Source organism: Bacillus sp. FSL L8-0193 (genome assembly GCF_037976065.1).
GTDB lineage: Bacteria > Bacillota > Bacilli > Bacillales > Bacillaceae > Bacillus > Bacillus paralicheniformis.
The window spans coordinates 596,029-609,811 of record NZ_CP150261.1 but is presented as its reverse complement, the minus strand read 5'-3'; the positions used below and the strand labels follow the sequence as shown (position 1 = coordinate 609,811).

16 protein-coding genes and 3 tRNA genes are annotated in these 13,783 nt (G+C 46.2%); 2 read left to right on the top strand and 17 right to left on the bottom strand.

All coding sequences use genetic code 11. From position 1 onward, the window contains the following. Positions 1 to 4: 4 nt before the first annotated feature. The 4 genes from MHH76_RS03060 to MHH76_RS03045 all read right to left on the bottom strand — a co-directional run bounded on the left by MHH76_RS03060 (position 5) and on the right by MHH76_RS03045 (position 850). Positions 5 to 76 (bottom strand) — tRNA-Glu (locus MHH76_RS03060). 28 nt (positions 77 to 104) lie between these two features. After that, positions 105 to 195 (bottom strand) — tRNA-Ser (locus tag MHH76_RS03055). 2 nt (positions 196 to 197) lie between these two features. Further along, positions 198 to 272, bottom strand: a tRNA-Asn gene (locus MHH76_RS03050). A 116-nt stretch (positions 273 to 388) separates the two neighbouring features. Further along, positions 389 to 850, bottom strand: coding sequence for a SprT family protein (locus tag MHH76_RS03045; protein ID WP_043054083.1), 462 nt, complete (start codon positions 848 to 850; stop codon positions 389 to 391). Positions 851 to 961: 111 nt separating this feature from the next. Between MHH76_RS03045 and cmpA the strand changes: the two genes are divergently transcribed. Next, entirely contained in the window at positions 962 to 1,072 is a 111-nt protein-coding gene (gene cmpA, locus MHH76_RS03040) for a cortex morphogenetic protein CmpA (protein ID WP_023857852.1), read from the top strand. Positions 1,073 to 1,238: 166 nt separating this feature from the next. On the opposite strand, the gene MHH76_RS03035 is transcribed toward cmpA, so the two are convergent. Both MHH76_RS03035 and MHH76_RS03030 read right to left on the bottom strand, forming a co-directional pair. Next, on the bottom strand, positions 1,239 to 4,358 hold the full coding sequence (locus tag MHH76_RS03035) for an MMPL family transporter (RefSeq protein ID WP_043054082.1): 3,120 nt from the start codon (positions 4,356 to 4,358) through the stop codon (positions 1,239 to 1,241). A 140-nt stretch (positions 4,359 to 4,498) separates the two neighbouring features. Next, complete coding sequence (locus MHH76_RS03030; RefSeq protein WP_023857855.1) at positions 4,499 to 5,122, bottom strand: GNAT family N-acetyltransferase; 624 nt, start codon at positions 5,120 to 5,122, stop codon at positions 4,499 to 4,501. 153 nt (positions 5,123 to 5,275) lie between these two features. Between MHH76_RS03030 and MHH76_RS03025 the strand changes: the two genes are divergently transcribed. Beyond that, positions 5,276 to 5,833, top strand: a complete 558-nt coding sequence (locus tag MHH76_RS03025; RefSeq protein ID WP_020450267.1) for a TetR/AcrR family transcriptional regulator — start codon at positions 5,276 to 5,278, stop codon at positions 5,831 to 5,833. 41 nt (positions 5,834 to 5,874) lie between these two features. Here the strand turns inward: MHH76_RS03025 and MHH76_RS03020 are convergent, their stop codons facing one another. The 11 genes from MHH76_RS03020 to MHH76_RS02970 form a co-directional block, all read right to left on the bottom strand. After that, positions 5,875 to 8,037, bottom strand: a complete 2,163-nt coding sequence (locus tag MHH76_RS03020; RefSeq protein ID WP_043054081.1) for a Tex family protein — start codon at positions 8,035 to 8,037, stop codon at positions 5,875 to 5,877. Between the two features lie 77 nt (positions 8,038 to 8,114). Then, positions 8,115 to 8,714, bottom strand: a complete 600-nt coding sequence (locus tag MHH76_RS03015) for a PP2C family serine/threonine-protein phosphatase (protein WP_023857857.1) — start codon at positions 8,712 to 8,714, stop codon at positions 8,115 to 8,117. Next, on the bottom strand, positions 8,711 to 9,502 hold the full coding sequence (gene sigB / locus MHH76_RS03010) for an RNA polymerase sigma factor SigB (RefSeq protein WP_339224555.1): 792 nt from the start codon (positions 9,500 to 9,502) through the stop codon (positions 8,711 to 8,713). Before sigB ends, MHH76_RS03015 begins: the two co-directional genes overlap by 4 nt. Beyond that, positions 9,468 to 9,950: an anti-sigma B factor RsbW gene (gene rsbW, locus MHH76_RS03005; protein WP_020450263.1), complete on the bottom strand. Its 483-nt coding sequence runs from the start codon at positions 9,948 to 9,950 to the stop codon at positions 9,468 to 9,470. Before rsbW ends, sigB begins: the two co-directional genes overlap by 35 nt. Further along, the gene (locus MHH76_RS03000) at positions 9,950 to 10,276 is read right to left on the bottom strand and encodes an anti-sigma factor antagonist (RefSeq protein WP_020450262.1); all 327 of its coding nucleotides are present in this window, start codon (positions 10,274 to 10,276) and stop codon (positions 9,950 to 9,952) included. Before MHH76_RS03000 ends, rsbW begins: the two co-directional genes overlap by 1 nt. Before the next feature lie 58 nt (positions 10,277 to 10,334). Next, positions 10,335 to 11,342: a PP2C family protein-serine/threonine phosphatase gene (locus MHH76_RS02995; protein ID WP_020450261.1), complete on the bottom strand. Its 1,008-nt coding sequence runs from the start codon at positions 11,340 to 11,342 to the stop codon at positions 10,335 to 10,337. Between the two features lie 10 nt (positions 11,343 to 11,352). Beyond that, entirely contained in the window at positions 11,353 to 11,754 is a 402-nt protein-coding gene (locus MHH76_RS02990; protein WP_023857861.1) for an anti-sigma regulatory factor, read from the bottom strand. Between the two features lie 2 nt (positions 11,755 to 11,756). After that, entirely contained in the window at positions 11,757 to 12,122 is a 366-nt protein-coding gene (locus MHH76_RS02985) for an STAS domain-containing protein (RefSeq protein WP_031305225.1), read from the bottom strand. Positions 12,123 to 12,125: 3 nt separating this feature from the next. Next, on the bottom strand, positions 12,126 to 12,953 hold the full coding sequence (locus MHH76_RS02980; RefSeq protein ID WP_023857863.1) for an RsbT co-antagonist protein RsbRA: 828 nt from the start codon (positions 12,951 to 12,953) through the stop codon (positions 12,126 to 12,128). A gap of 117 nt (positions 12,954 to 13,070) precedes the next feature. After that, positions 13,071 to 13,421 (bottom strand): type II toxin-antitoxin system endoribonuclease NdoA, encoded by a 351-nt coding sequence (ndoA, locus tag MHH76_RS02975; protein WP_003179128.1) that lies wholly within the window; start codon positions 13,419 to 13,421, stop codon positions 13,071 to 13,073. 4 nt (positions 13,422 to 13,425) lie between these two features. Beyond that, positions 13,426 to 13,707 (bottom strand): hypothetical protein, encoded by a 282-nt coding sequence (locus MHH76_RS02970; protein ID WP_006638778.1) that lies wholly within the window; start codon positions 13,705 to 13,707, stop codon positions 13,426 to 13,428. Between the last annotated feature and the right edge of the window lie 76 nt (positions 13,708 to 13,783).

Here is a 13,783-nt window from a genome sequence, read left to right as displayed (position 1 = left end):
GAAATGACCCGTACGGGATTCGAACCCGTGTTACCGCCGTGAAAGGGCGGTGTCTTAACCACTTGACCAACGGGCCATATGAAGTCAGCATCATATTTTCCTAATGGCGGAGAAGGAGGGATTTGAACCCTCGCGCCGCTTACGCGACCTACACCCTTAGCAGGGGCGCCTCTTCAGCCACTTGAGTACTTCTCCATTGGCTCCACAGGCAGGATTCGAACCTGCGACCGATCGGTTAACAGCCGATAGCTCTACCACTGAGCTACTGTGGAATGATCAGACTCATTTTATTATAAATATGTCGACAAAATGTGTCAAGAAGAACAATTTGTCTTTGTGGCTCGTCTTGCGACGGCTTTTATAATTTATCATAGACAAGCCTGATCAGTCAACCCTTTTTTATGATTTCTTTTATTTTCCCTCCGCACTTGCCGCAAACGTAACGGCTTGTATCCATTTTCCGCTTTCGGAGAAACGTTTGTCCGCAAGCTTCGCACTTGTATGTGCGTACTTTTCTTTGCGGCTTTTTCTCTCCTGCGAGCGGCGTGCAGAATCGCGGCGCATCGACTTCCTTTAATAGCGTTCTAAAATCTTTGTCGCGGTGCTTGTAGCCTTTTCCTTCAAGATGGAGGTGGTAATGGCACAATTCATGCTTGATGATGCCTTCAAGCTCATTTTGCCCGTGCTCTGTCAGGTATTTTTTATTCAGTTCGATATTGTGGGAATTCAGCAAATACCTGCCTCCGGTCGTTTTCAGGCGGCTGTTGAAGTAAGCGCGGTGCCGGAACGGTTTTTTAAAATATGTGAGCGAAAGCTGTTCTGTCAGCTGCTGCAGTTGTTGTTCGTCCATTGCTTCGGTCCACCTCATTTTTAAAAACATTGAACAGGACAAATTCCGGGCGGCATAAACTAATACACAACACCCATACTCTTATGATAAGAGCCTGAGGAGGGATGAGCAATGCCGAATTGGCTCAAAAGCCAGATGCAGAGAGCTTTTTATGAAAAAGATCATTACCAGATTAAATTGCTGAATCAGTGCTGGTATTTTTACAGAAAAAAACACTGCTGATAGACAGTGTTCATCGGAGCCCGAACGGAATTTCTTCTGTTTCCTCATCATCTTCACCGGTCCTTTTATCATCTCACACAATGGCGCCCGTTACTCCCCAAATGGAGCTGACCGCCCGATTTCGGGGAGCATGGGCGAATGATTCTTCTGCGGATGGACGAGCCGTTTATTCTTTTCTTTTGAACGGAAACCAGTTGGCTGAGCCGAAGATCCGAACCATCACAGGGACGAACAGCGGCAGCATGACGAATGCATACAGCAAGAGACCCGTCAGTATTAGGGTGGCGATTTGCAGAAGCGATAAAACGCCGGACGGCAGCATCGCCGCGAAGGTTCCCGCCAAAATGACAGCAGCTGAAATAATAACGGACCCCATATTTTTCATCGATTCCGTCATAGCCGTTTTAATATCCGTTCCCCGGTATTCGTTAAAGCGTTCCATCAGGAAGATCGAATAGTCCACACCAAGCGCCATTAAAATCACGAATCCAAAGAAAGGCACCGCCCAGTTGAGGCCGGGATAGCCGAAAAACGCCGTGAAAATAAACTCGGTTATACCGATGGACGCAAAGTACGTCAAGATCAACGATCCGACCAAATACACCGGCATGACAATAGAACGGAACAGCAGGACGAGGATCAGGAAAATTCCGATCATCATATAGATCACCGTGTTGCTGAAATCCTGGTCTGACAGCTGCTTCAGATCGGCATTGATGCTGGAAACGCCGCCGACGCCAAATGATGCATCTTTCAAATGCGTATCGGGAAGAGCCCGTTTTACGGACGCTTCAATATCTTTAACATTAGCAATTGCTCCGTTTCCGTACGGATTGCCTTCCAATATCACATCAATCGTCGTGATATGGCGGTCGTCTGACATATAGGAATTAAACACCTGCTGAAACTGCTTGTTTTTCAGGACTTCTTTAGGGACAAACCAGCCGGACATTTCTTGATCCGATGCGTTTTTCAGCTGATCCAGGTAGTCGCCTGCCCCCATCAGACCGCTTGAAATTTTTTCGAGGCCGTCCACGCTTGAATTCAAACCTTTTGTTAATTGATCGAGCTGGCCGGCGAATTCTCCGACTTTTTCCTTCATCTGCTTTTGGCCTTCAGCGACATCGCCCGCTCCTGATTCGAGCTTAGGCAGCGAATCGGCGAGCTGTCCCTGCCCCTTCGATGTCTCTTCAAGTCCTTTTTCGATTTGGCCGAGGCCGTTGATCAGAGCATCGATTTTGCTTGTGTACACTTTTTGCTCTTCCTGCGTTTTTGCGATAAATGCATCTGCTGCTTCAAGCTGCTTTTTCGCGTTTGCCGCCTGCTTCGTGTAAACGGCCGCTTTCTGTGATCCCTGCTTGATTGCCGATGCAAGCTCTGTGTAAGAGCCTTTGATCGCTAAATAAGAAGGATTCTCCTTCACTTCGGGAATTTCGCTTTCAAGATTTTTGAAATTTTGATTTGTCTGCTCGATCATCTTTTGCACGTCAGCCGTTATGCCTTGGGCACTTTCTGCTTGTGACAATGCTGCTTTCAAGACTTTCGATATTTCTTTGTAGTTTTCGATTTGTCCATTTAATTGATCGACCTGCGCCGTCAGCTGTTTTTTCGCAGCTTGAATTTCTTTTTTCGCCCGGGCGACGCCTTCTTTGCTTTGGTCTGTACCGTCCTTCAGCTTTCTCATATTGGCTTCAACGTCGCTGATGCCGGCTTTAATCGATTCGGTTCCTTTGATCAGCTGATTGATTCCTTTTCCGGATGCTTCGATTTGCGGCTTCTGATCCGCGATCGACTTGCTCGCCTCGGCAAGCCCGTCTTTGATCTTTTTCAGACCTTTATTGCCGCTCTCAAGCCCTTTATTCAGTTCGTTTGCCTGTGTTTTGACATACAGGTCGCTCAGTCCTTTTCCGACCGGACGGGTCGCACTGCGAACTTTACTGACGCCATTTGTCTGTTCAATGGCGCGGCTGATTTTTTCAATCGCGATCAGCCCGTCATTGGTATCGAGCGCATCCGATGTTTTAAGCACGACCGTGACCGGCAAAGATTCCCCAGGCCCGAACTTGTCGGAGATGGTGTTGAATGCACTGACGGATTCGTATTGATCTCCGATTTCATCAAGGTTGTTGTAGGAAAGCGTTCCTTTATACATTAAGATCGGCGGAACGGCCACGGCCGCTACGATCAACAGACTGATCAGCGGCTTACTGAATGCGAAACGCCCGGCGGTTTCCCATAGTTTTGACTGCGGATGCCCGATATTCCCTCTGATGGGCCAAAACAGCACTTTTCCCAAAACAGCCATGAAAAACGGCACGATCGTCAAAAGCGCCAAAATCAAGCCTGCGACACCAACCGCTACTGCGACCGCAGATTTGTAAAGCTGGAATTCGGCGAAGCCGATGCAAGTAAAACCGATCAAAACGGCGAATCCGCTGAACAGAACGGTTTTTCCCGCCGTTTTATACGTTGTCAGGATAGCTTCAATCTTGTCTTTCCCGTGGGCAAGCTCTTCCTTAAAACGGCTTAAAAGAAGAATGCAGTAATCTGTCCCGATTCCGAACATGATCGCCACCATGAAGATTTGCGTAAACGTGGACAGCGGAAAATCAGCGTATTCGACAAGATAGGCGACGACGGACTGGCTCACAAGGTAGGAAAGCGCGACCGCCAAGAGCGGGACAAAAGGCGCAACCGCAGAACGGAAGACGAGAATCAATACGATTAAAATAAAACCGACCGTGATATATTCGGTCTTCTTCAGGCCTTCCTGTGAGCTTGTTATAACATCATCATCAATGAGCGGCTGTCCGGTCATCTCGTAGTCAAGCTTTAAAGGTTTGAGCTTTTCATTTACCTTTGCTTTAAAATCGGCCGCACTGATTTTGTTCGCATCAAATGTGACAGGTACAAGCAGCGTCGTTCGATCCTTTGACAACAGCTGCTTTTGAATATCCTCCTCCGCGTCAAAGTATGATGTAATATCTGAGACGTGAAGGGAGGAATCCTTTTCTAAAATGGTGATCGCTTTTTTTAAAGCCGCCTCCCGGTTCGGCAGGAGCTGTTTGTCCTGAAATACGATAACAACCGATTTGTCCGTATCCCCGTCTTTTGACATTTGTTCGAGAAGCTTGTTCGCGTAAGAAGACGGATAGCCTTCAGGGACCGCTATCTGGCCCTTCTCCTTTGTTAATTGCCCCATATCAGGCGCCGTGATGAATAAGACGGCGGCCATTGCAATCCAGAGCGCCGCAATGATCCATCTCGCCTTTATAATCGTTCTCATTGACGTTTTATTCCTCCTCTATGAGCTGTGCGGGTTTTTCATTAAAAAAAGACGGCTGGTTGCTGCCGTCAGACAAAACATTCATGTTTTGCTGATCAACATGAAAGCCGTCGTACTTTTTATATCGGCTTTCTAATACATTAGTAAATTGTTCTTTTGAAACTCCAATTTCCTATTTCACGGCCGAATCGCTTAAGGGGAAATGCACTAAATTCATCGAATCCGTTCTTTTTGTAAAACGATCGATTTAAATTCGTGTTGGTGATTAAAGCGAGGATCCCGCCTCCGTTTCTTCGGATGAAAGGGACCAGGCAGTCATTGATCATCTTGCTGCCGAAACTTTTGCCCTGATGGAAGCAGGAGACCCCCAGCGCCTCCAAATACCATTTCTGCTGTTTGATGCCCTTGTACGATCTTTTCGCCTCTTCCGCCACATTCACCATATTCCATACCGCGGAAAGGCCCCCTTTTATAAATAACTTTATTCCTCCGGCTGATATATAATCCATCACTCCAACGTCTGGATCATCCCGATGTTTTAAGAGGGCCGCGGTGACGATTTCACCATTCACAACACCGATAAAGCACCCCCGCCTATTTATATATGCCTGAGTGATGACTTTATGCAGTTCATAAAAGAATTCGGGGTTTTTCTTTTCGGGTCTTACAAGCAAATCCATAAACGGATAGTTGTCAAAAGACTCATGAAACAGTTGTGCCACCTCGTCCAAGTGATCAGCTGAAGCCAGACGATATTGAATCATTGAAAACCTCCTCGAAAATATGAACAGCTATTGATTAATAAACACATGTTCATTATAATTTGAAGCAAAAGCAATGTTCAATCGGCAATCGTGATTGAGCTGTTCAATAATGAACAACACATGAAAATTTGTCTATAAACGGAGGGCAAAACGATGGAGGACAGAAGATCAATCAAGACGAAAAGAGCGATAAAAGAGGCTTTTTTAAAACTGCTCCATGAGAAAGAAATCAATAAAATCACCGTTTCTGATTTATCGAGGCGCGCGGATTTAGGACGCGGAACCTTTTATCTTCATTATAAAGATATTTTTGACTTGTATGAACAAATAGAAAATGAATTGTTTGATCAGCTGGGGAGATTTTACGATGATTATTTTCCGAGCGAAGATCCGCACAATTTGCTCACCTTCATCGAAAAAACGACCGAATATATTTATCAAAACGCTGCGATTTTCACTTTATTGACGAAACCGAAAGGAAACATTTTGACCATCAATAAATTTAAAGACTTTTTCCAGAGGAAAATTTTTGAAGAATTGAGCATGATAGAGCAATCGGAAAACGAGGTTACATGCGATGAAATGGAAATATCATTTGTCGTCTCAGGAGTAGTCGGCGTTTTGGAGGAATGGATCAATGAAGGGATGGTTCAGACGCCGGCTCATGTGGCTGGCGTCATCCACCGCATTCTGTTAAAAATCGGAGTGTAAAAGATCAGCCCGCCGGAGAAACAAAGCTCCGGCAAGCTGGACTATCGATCCCTCACCATTGATAAGGATACCCTTCCTTTTGCAGCATCGACATCTTCCACCCATACGGTAACAATGTCCCCGACCGATACCACGTCAAGCGGATGCTTGACGAAGGAATGGCTGAGCTTGGAAATGTGGACGAGCCCGTCCTGTTTCACGCCGATGTCGACAAATGCCCCGAAGTCAACGACGTTCCGCACTGTCCCCTGCAGTTCCATCCCTTCTTTTAAGTCCTCCAATTGAAGCACATCGGTTTTTAAGAGCGGTTTAGGGACTTCATCCCTCGGATCGCGCTCAGGCCTTGTCAGCTGGGCGCAAATGTCTTTCAGAGTGATTTCCCCGATTCCAAGCTGTTCTGCTGCTTCGGAAATATTCAGTTCGTTGATTTTGTCCTGAAGCTCTCTTGTACCGATGTCGGCTGTTGATAGGCCGAGCTTTTTCAGAAGCTCTCTCGTCTCCTTATAGCTCTCAGGGTGGATGCCTGTGCGGTCGAGCGGTTCACCGCCGTCAGGCACCCTTAAAAAGCCGATGCATTGCTCATACGTTTTCGCGCCCAGGCGTGGAATGTCTTTCAGCTCTTTCCTGCTCGTGAATTTTCCGATTTCATCCCGCTTTTTGACGATGTTGGCCGCGACTGTTTTCGATAGTCCGGCTACATATTGCAAGAGCGCGGCTGACGCCGTATTCACGTTGACGCCGACTTTGTTGACGACGGTTTCCACCACGAAGCGGAGCGAGTCGTTTAGTTTTTTCTGGCTGACATCGTGCTGGTACTGGCCGACACCGACCGATTTGGGATCGATTTTGACAAGTTCGGCGAGCGGGTCCTGGAGTCTGCGTGCGATCGACACGGCGCTCCGTTCTTCAACCTGCAGATCCGGGAATTCTTCCCTCGCAAGCTCTGATGCCGAGTAGACGCTGGCTCCCGCTTCATTGACAATCAGATAGTACACCTTTCTGTCGATGTCCTTCAAAAGATCGGCGATAAATTGTTCCGTCTCTCTTGATGCCGTTCCGTTCCCGATGGCGATGACCTCAATTTGAAAATCTTCGATGATGCGTTTCACTTTTTCAATGGCCGCGCTTTTTTTATTGACGGGAGGGTGCGGATATATGACATCGATCTTGAGCATCTTTCCCGTCTCATCGACAACTGCAAGCTTGCAGCCCGTGCGGAATGCCGGATCGACGCCGAGAACGAGCTTTCCTTTCATCGGCGGCTGCAGCAGCAGCTTGCGCAGATTCTCGGCAAAAATGTGAATCGCTTGATCTTCCGCCTTTTCCGTCAATTCTTTTCTGATTTCTCTTTCGATGGACGGCTGAATGAGGCGCTTATAGCCGTCTTCGATTGCGCTTTTCAGCACATCTTGAGCACTTGTTTGCTTGTGTTGTAAAATTCGTTTTTCCAAGTAAGCTTGAATGCGGTCTGCCGACGGCTCGACCGACACTCTCAAAATCTCCTCTTTTTCGCCGCGGTTAACCGCAAGCACGCGATGAGGAACGATTTTTTGAATCGGCTCTTCATATTCATAATACATTTCATAGATTTTCTTCTCATCGGCTTCGGCGTCTTTCACCGCGGATTTCAGCGTTCCTCTTTTAAAAGTCTCCTGCCGGATCCACTTTCTGTATTCCGGTTCGTCTGAGATCCGTTCAGCCAGTATGTTTTTTGCTCCTTCAAGCGCTTCTTCGGCGCTCATGACTTCCTTTTCTTCATTTATGTACTTGCGTGCTTCGGCTATTACGTCTTCGTTGCGCGGGAGCGCGATGATGAAATCAGCCAAAGGTTCAAGGCCTTTGCTTTTGGCGATCGTCGCCTTCGTTTTTCGTTTTTGTTTAAATGGTCTGTATAAGTCTTCAACTTCCTGGAGCTTGTCCGCTTTTTCGATATCGAGCTTCAGCTGTCCGGTCAGCTTACCCTGTTCGTCGATCAGCCGGATGACTTCGTCTTTCCGCTGATTTAAATGCTGGATGTATCCCCAGCGTTCGGAGATTGTTTGAATTTGGACTTCATCCATGGAGCCCGTTTGTTCTTTGCGGTATCTCGCGATAAAGGGAACGGTGTTTCCGTCCTCTAACAATTGAATGACACTCTCGACATGCTTTGACGCAAGCCCTGTTTCTTTTGCGATTTGTTTGACGATTAACGCTAAAGTATCCATTGTAGCCTCCAAAAGAATGTTGTCTTCTTAGTGTACCAAAACAAACAGAAAAACACCTATATCAAAGGGCAGCTTCTTTAAAAAAGCTGTCCGATGATATAGGTGAGATCGTCTTTTCCCATTAGTGTGTATGATTCTAGCTGATTCGATATATCTCCAGGTGTGTGGTGCTGTTTTAAATAAGACCGGAGAGCGGGTACTTCCAATCCGTCTGAATAAATGATGAATCTTGACCCTTTTTCATACGTGTAGGTGAATGTTTTGTATGTTTGCGGCTTTCCCGACATGTATCCCGTCACAGGGAGAGGGTGGATATATTTGTCCGAAGGAGCGTACAAGATAAAGCGGATATTGCCTACAGAGCTGTAAGCAATCGTTCTTGTTCGAAAATCGGCTTTTAAAATCGCCACAGTTGCGCCGCGCTTATGTTTCAGCTCTTGATTGCACCGTTCCATCAAGCTTGCGACTTCTTCATGACCGTGCTCTTCGACAACTTCGCTGATAACCGCGGAGGATTCTTGTGCCATCGCACCGCTGCCAAGCCCGTCGGCCAGCGCGCACACCATAGTTTCGTCAGTCGCATGGAAATAAAAACTGTCTCCGCAGACGGCTTTTCCTTCTTTAGGAAGCTGATAAACAAGCGCTTGCATATGTTCATTCGACTCAGTCCAAATCATGGTTTAAGCTCCATAAACGGATCTTCAGCCAACGCTTCCCGCAGCTTTTTGACAGCTTTGCGCTGCAGACGTGAGACGTGCATTTGCGATATGCCCAGCATGTCACCGGTTTCTTTTTGGCTTTTGTTTTGAATGTAAGTCAGCTCAATGATTTGCTTTTCGCGGTCGGACAGTACGTGCAATACGCTTTCAAGCATCAGCTTTTGGTTCACCTTTTCATAGCCTTCCTCCTGCGAGCCGACGATGTCGAGGATCGTCAACGTGCTGCCGTCTGCATCCGCTTCAATGCTGTGGTCGACGGAAAGCGCCTGATAGCTTTTGCCCATCTCCATTGTTTCCAGCACTTCTTCTTCTGTGACGTCAAGAAACTCGGCAATCTCATCGACTTTTGGGGACCTTTGCGTTTCATTCGTTAAATGATCCACCGCCATTTTAATTCTCGGCCCGAGCTCCTTGATCCTTCTCGGAACGTGGACGCTCCAGGTTTTATCACGGAGAAACCGTTTGATTTCTCCGATAATGGTCGGAATCGCAAACGCTTCAAACGATTTTCCCACATCGGGATCATAGCGTTTGATGGCTCCAAGCAATCCGAGCATCCCAACCTGGCATAAATCTTCATGAAAGCTTTTTCCTTTTGAGTATTTTTTGGCGAGTGTTTCCACCAGATTTTTATATGTCTGAACAAGGGTCAGCTGAGCGTCTTCATCCTGGCTATCCTGATATTTTTTGATCAGCGTGTCGACTTCGGTTTTAGTTAGTTTCGTAGTTTTGGACGGTTGTGCCATCATCAACTCGCTCCCTGTTTAAGAACTTTGTCATCGAGACGGTTACGCCTGAGTCAATCTGGACACGCACTTCATCCATGAGCGTCTCCATTAAATATAAACCGAGCCCTCCTTCTGACAATTGATCTACCGTATGTTCAGGGGAATATGGCCCCAGCCCTTTCTGTTTATCGTGAATGTCAAAACTGTCTCCCTGATCTGCGACGATGATTTCGAGGCGGTCTTCAAACACGCCGAATCTGACGGAGACCTCTCCAGTTTTGTCTGCTTTATAAGCATGCTGCACAGCGTTTGTGCACGCTTCGCTGACCGCAATTTTCAAATCTTCGATGTCATCATAAGAATACCCCATCTTGCTTGCAATCCCCGACAGGGTTAAACGAATGATTCCTACGTATTCAGGTTTGGCAGGTGACTTCATTTCAATGTAATCAGCTGCTCTCTTCATTATAATCCACCCTCTGACTTTCCAGAAATATCAATGATGTCCTTTAAGCCTGTAATATCAAACAAACGGATCAAACGCTCTGACAGATTTTCAAGCACTAAAGAACCCCCAGTTCTGTTTACCGCTTTGTAAATGCCGACAAATACACCCAGCCCTGTACTGTCCATATATGAAACGTCTTTCAGAGAAACTTTGAGATCTTTTCCTTCTTCCGCGAGCGGCATCAGCTCATCCCGCAATGCCGGGGCCGTATGCACATCAATTTCGCCCGCCACTTTTACTTCTATCACATGATCATTTTTTTTCGTATCAACTGCCAAATTCACAATATCACCTCTGGTTCTCTTAATGAGCTACTGGTTTATTACCCAGCGAAGAGAAACTTTAAACCTTTCTTTTGAAAACAATGAGAGTAAAATCGTCATGAAGCTGAAAATCCTGAAGCTTGAGCAGATGTTCGTATATACAGTCAACCATTTGCTGAGCCGGTTTCTCCATATGTACAGTGATCAGGTTCTGCAAGTCAGACCGCTCCAAAAATCCGCTGTCTGTCCGGCATTCGGTTACACCATCTGAAAAAAGAACGATCATATCGCCAATATCCAGTTTTTGCTCGTACTGCTCATAGTCGTATTGTGATGAAATGCCAAGAACGAGGCCTTTTGCGTTTAAATCGTAAAATTTATTTTCCCTGCAAGAATAATAAAAGCCAGGTTCATGACCGGCAGATGAAAACGTAAATAGGTGTTTTTGGAGATGATAATTGCCATAAAACATTGTAATAAACATGCTAGGGTCCACATTTTGTTCGACGACCCTGTTCAGGTTTTTCAGCACCTGTGAAGGAGACGTGCCCGAATCCGGCAGAGAGTCCATCGCATATTTGATCATCGACATGCATAACGCGGCCGGTATTCCTTTTCCGATCACATCTGCAATGGCGATGTTAATCGATTCCTTGTCCCGTACAAAATGATAATAATCACCGCTCATTTGCTTAGCCGGAACGCTGACCGCTCCGATTTCAAGCGCTTCAACTTTCGGGATCTTCGTTTCGAGCAGCGTTTGCTGGACATTTGCGGCAATTTCGATTTCCGATTTAATTTCCTGCTGAATTCCTCTTAATGTCTGATGTTCTTGATAGGCCAAACCGTATCCAATCATCACTTCAATTAAAAAATCGAGAGAATGGAACACATGGTCCGGAAGATCCGGATATAATTCAGACAGAACTTTTCGGTGTATGCTGATAATCTCTTCCGGCGGCACTTGATGTTCAATCGTTTTTCTGCTGAATTTCTGCCCCTGATAAAGGGATGTCTCTGTTAATTCAGATATATAACGGCTAAGCAGCTGTCGATAGCGCTGCTCAATCACTTCCCTGAAATCCATTCCTTCCCTCCTACCGCAGCCACTTTATGGCTTGTATATCCGTTCCATTTTCCGCGTCCGAATGCAATTCAAATTGGTCCATCAGACGCTTTACCCCCGGCAGGCCCGCTCCGAGGCCGCCTGAGGTTGAAAAACCGTCTTCCATCACTTTTTTGATGTCAGCGATTCCCGGCCCCTCATCCTCCGCTATGACTTTCAACCCCTTTTTACCTTCTTCCTGAACCTGTTCGATGCAGATTCGGCCTTTTCCGGCATACAAATAAATATTACGCGCCAGCTCTGAGATGGCTGTTGTGATTCTGGCCTGGTCCACTGTGCCGAACCCCAGTTCTTTGGCGACATTTCGCCCGAGCTGTCTGGCGGCCACTATGTCCCATTCTGTCAAAATCTTCACACAGGATTGGTCTGCCATATTTATTCCCCCAATTCCCGCTGCAATGTCTCGAGCCCCTTTTCGAGATCGAGCGCCGTCTCGATCTCGTCCAAAGAAATGCCGAGTTCAATCAATGTCACCGCAACAGCCGGCTGGATACCAGTCAGAACGACTTTGGCGCCCATCAGTTTTGACATTGTAATAACATCGCCAAGTACTTTGGCGATGAATGAATCGATGATGTCCACCGAAGTCAGATCGATCACCACTCCGTTCGAACCGGTTTCATATATTTTGTTCAGCAGGTCCTCTTGAAATTTCAGGGCGGTTTGGTCATCGAGCTCCACTTGAATGGATACCAATAAACAGTTATATAGCTTCAAAATTGGAATGTTAGGTATCCTCAAAACTTATTCCTCCAATGAAACAATTTTTCTGTCTGTCATTTCTAATGCGGTTTGAATTCCTTTTTGCAGGGTATTTTTTGTAATAACCTGAGTTAAATCGATTCCCAAATTCACAATCGTCTGCGCGATTTCCGGGCGGATTCCAACGAGCAGGCATTTTGCGCCGACCAGTCTGACAGCTTCGGAAGCCTGCATGATGTGGTGTGCGACCATCGTATCTACGACAGGCACGCCCGTAATGTCAATGAGGACGACTTCGGACCGGTGTTTGACGACGCCGCTCAACAGGTTTTCCATAATCTTTTTGGCCCGCTCCGTGTCGATCGTGCCGACGAGAGGCATCACCGTAATATTTTCAAAAACCGGGATCAGCGGCGCCGAGAGCTCCTGTAATGCGACCTTTTGAAGAGCGACGGTTTTCTCCCAGGAGATCGCATACTGATTCAAGATTTCGCTGTTGATCGGTTCGATAAATTTATCGATTTCCCATATCAGATCATAGCATTGCTGATCTTCCGGGACGTCCTTGTTCATTTCATAGTACAGGTGCTTCCAAAAAGCTGATAATCCCGACGACAGAAGCTTCAGCGGAACGCCGAGCTGTACGGCTTTTGAAGAAAACTGGTAGATGGTGTCGATCGATTTTTCATTCCCGTCCCCGGACTCATTCATAAGGATATGAATGTATTCATTGCTGATCGTCTCATACATGTGTTCAGTCAGCTTCACGTTTGTCATGTTGCTGTTTAGGTCTTTCAGAATATCCGCCAAATTCACGGCGAGTACATTTTGGTTCTCCGAGATAAATTTTAACACTGCTTGATTCGACATGTTCATCCCCCTAACTACATCTGATAACATTTTTTGGACTAACAGTTCCATTATATCGTTTGTTATTTTTGAACACAAAAAAAGTTGCTCTTTCGCCTCGAGCAACTTTCATCAATATTAAAAATCAATGAGTGCCAAACTGATTTGTAAGGCTTCGTTGACCTTTTCCATCATTTCATCATCGAGATGGGTGATTTTGTCCGTTAATCTTTGCTTGTCAATCGTCCGAATTTGTTCGAGCAATATAACGGAATCTCTTTCAAAACCGTAGCGTTTCGCATCAATTTCGACGTGGGTAGGTAATTTTGCTTTCTGTATTTGGGCTGTTATGGCTGCAACAATAGCAGTTGGGCTGAAGCGATTGCCGATGTTGTTTTGAATCACTAAAACCGGGCGCACCCCGCCTTGTTCTGAGCCAACAACAGGAGATAGGTCAGCAAAATAAACATCGCCGCGTTTAACAATCAAATGATTATCCTCCGCTTACTAAGCGCTCTACTGTGTTTTCAGCCTCATACTCTGCAAATTGAGCCTCAGAAGAGATGTTCAAATTAATCTTGGCCATCTCCATATAACCGCGTCTCATCGATTCCCGAATTTGTCGATTTTTGCGCTCGCGCAAATACATTTTTGTGGCTTGGTAAATCAGTTCATTTCTGCTCCCGTTATCTTGCATGACGACACCATCCAGTTCTGATACTAAAGCTTCTGGCAAGCGAATCAATATTTCAGTTGTTGCGCTGGATTCAGACAAAAACATACACCTCCACCAAACTTACGGATACAACACTCTATCCATTCCATCCATAATGATATCATTATTCTTTTCG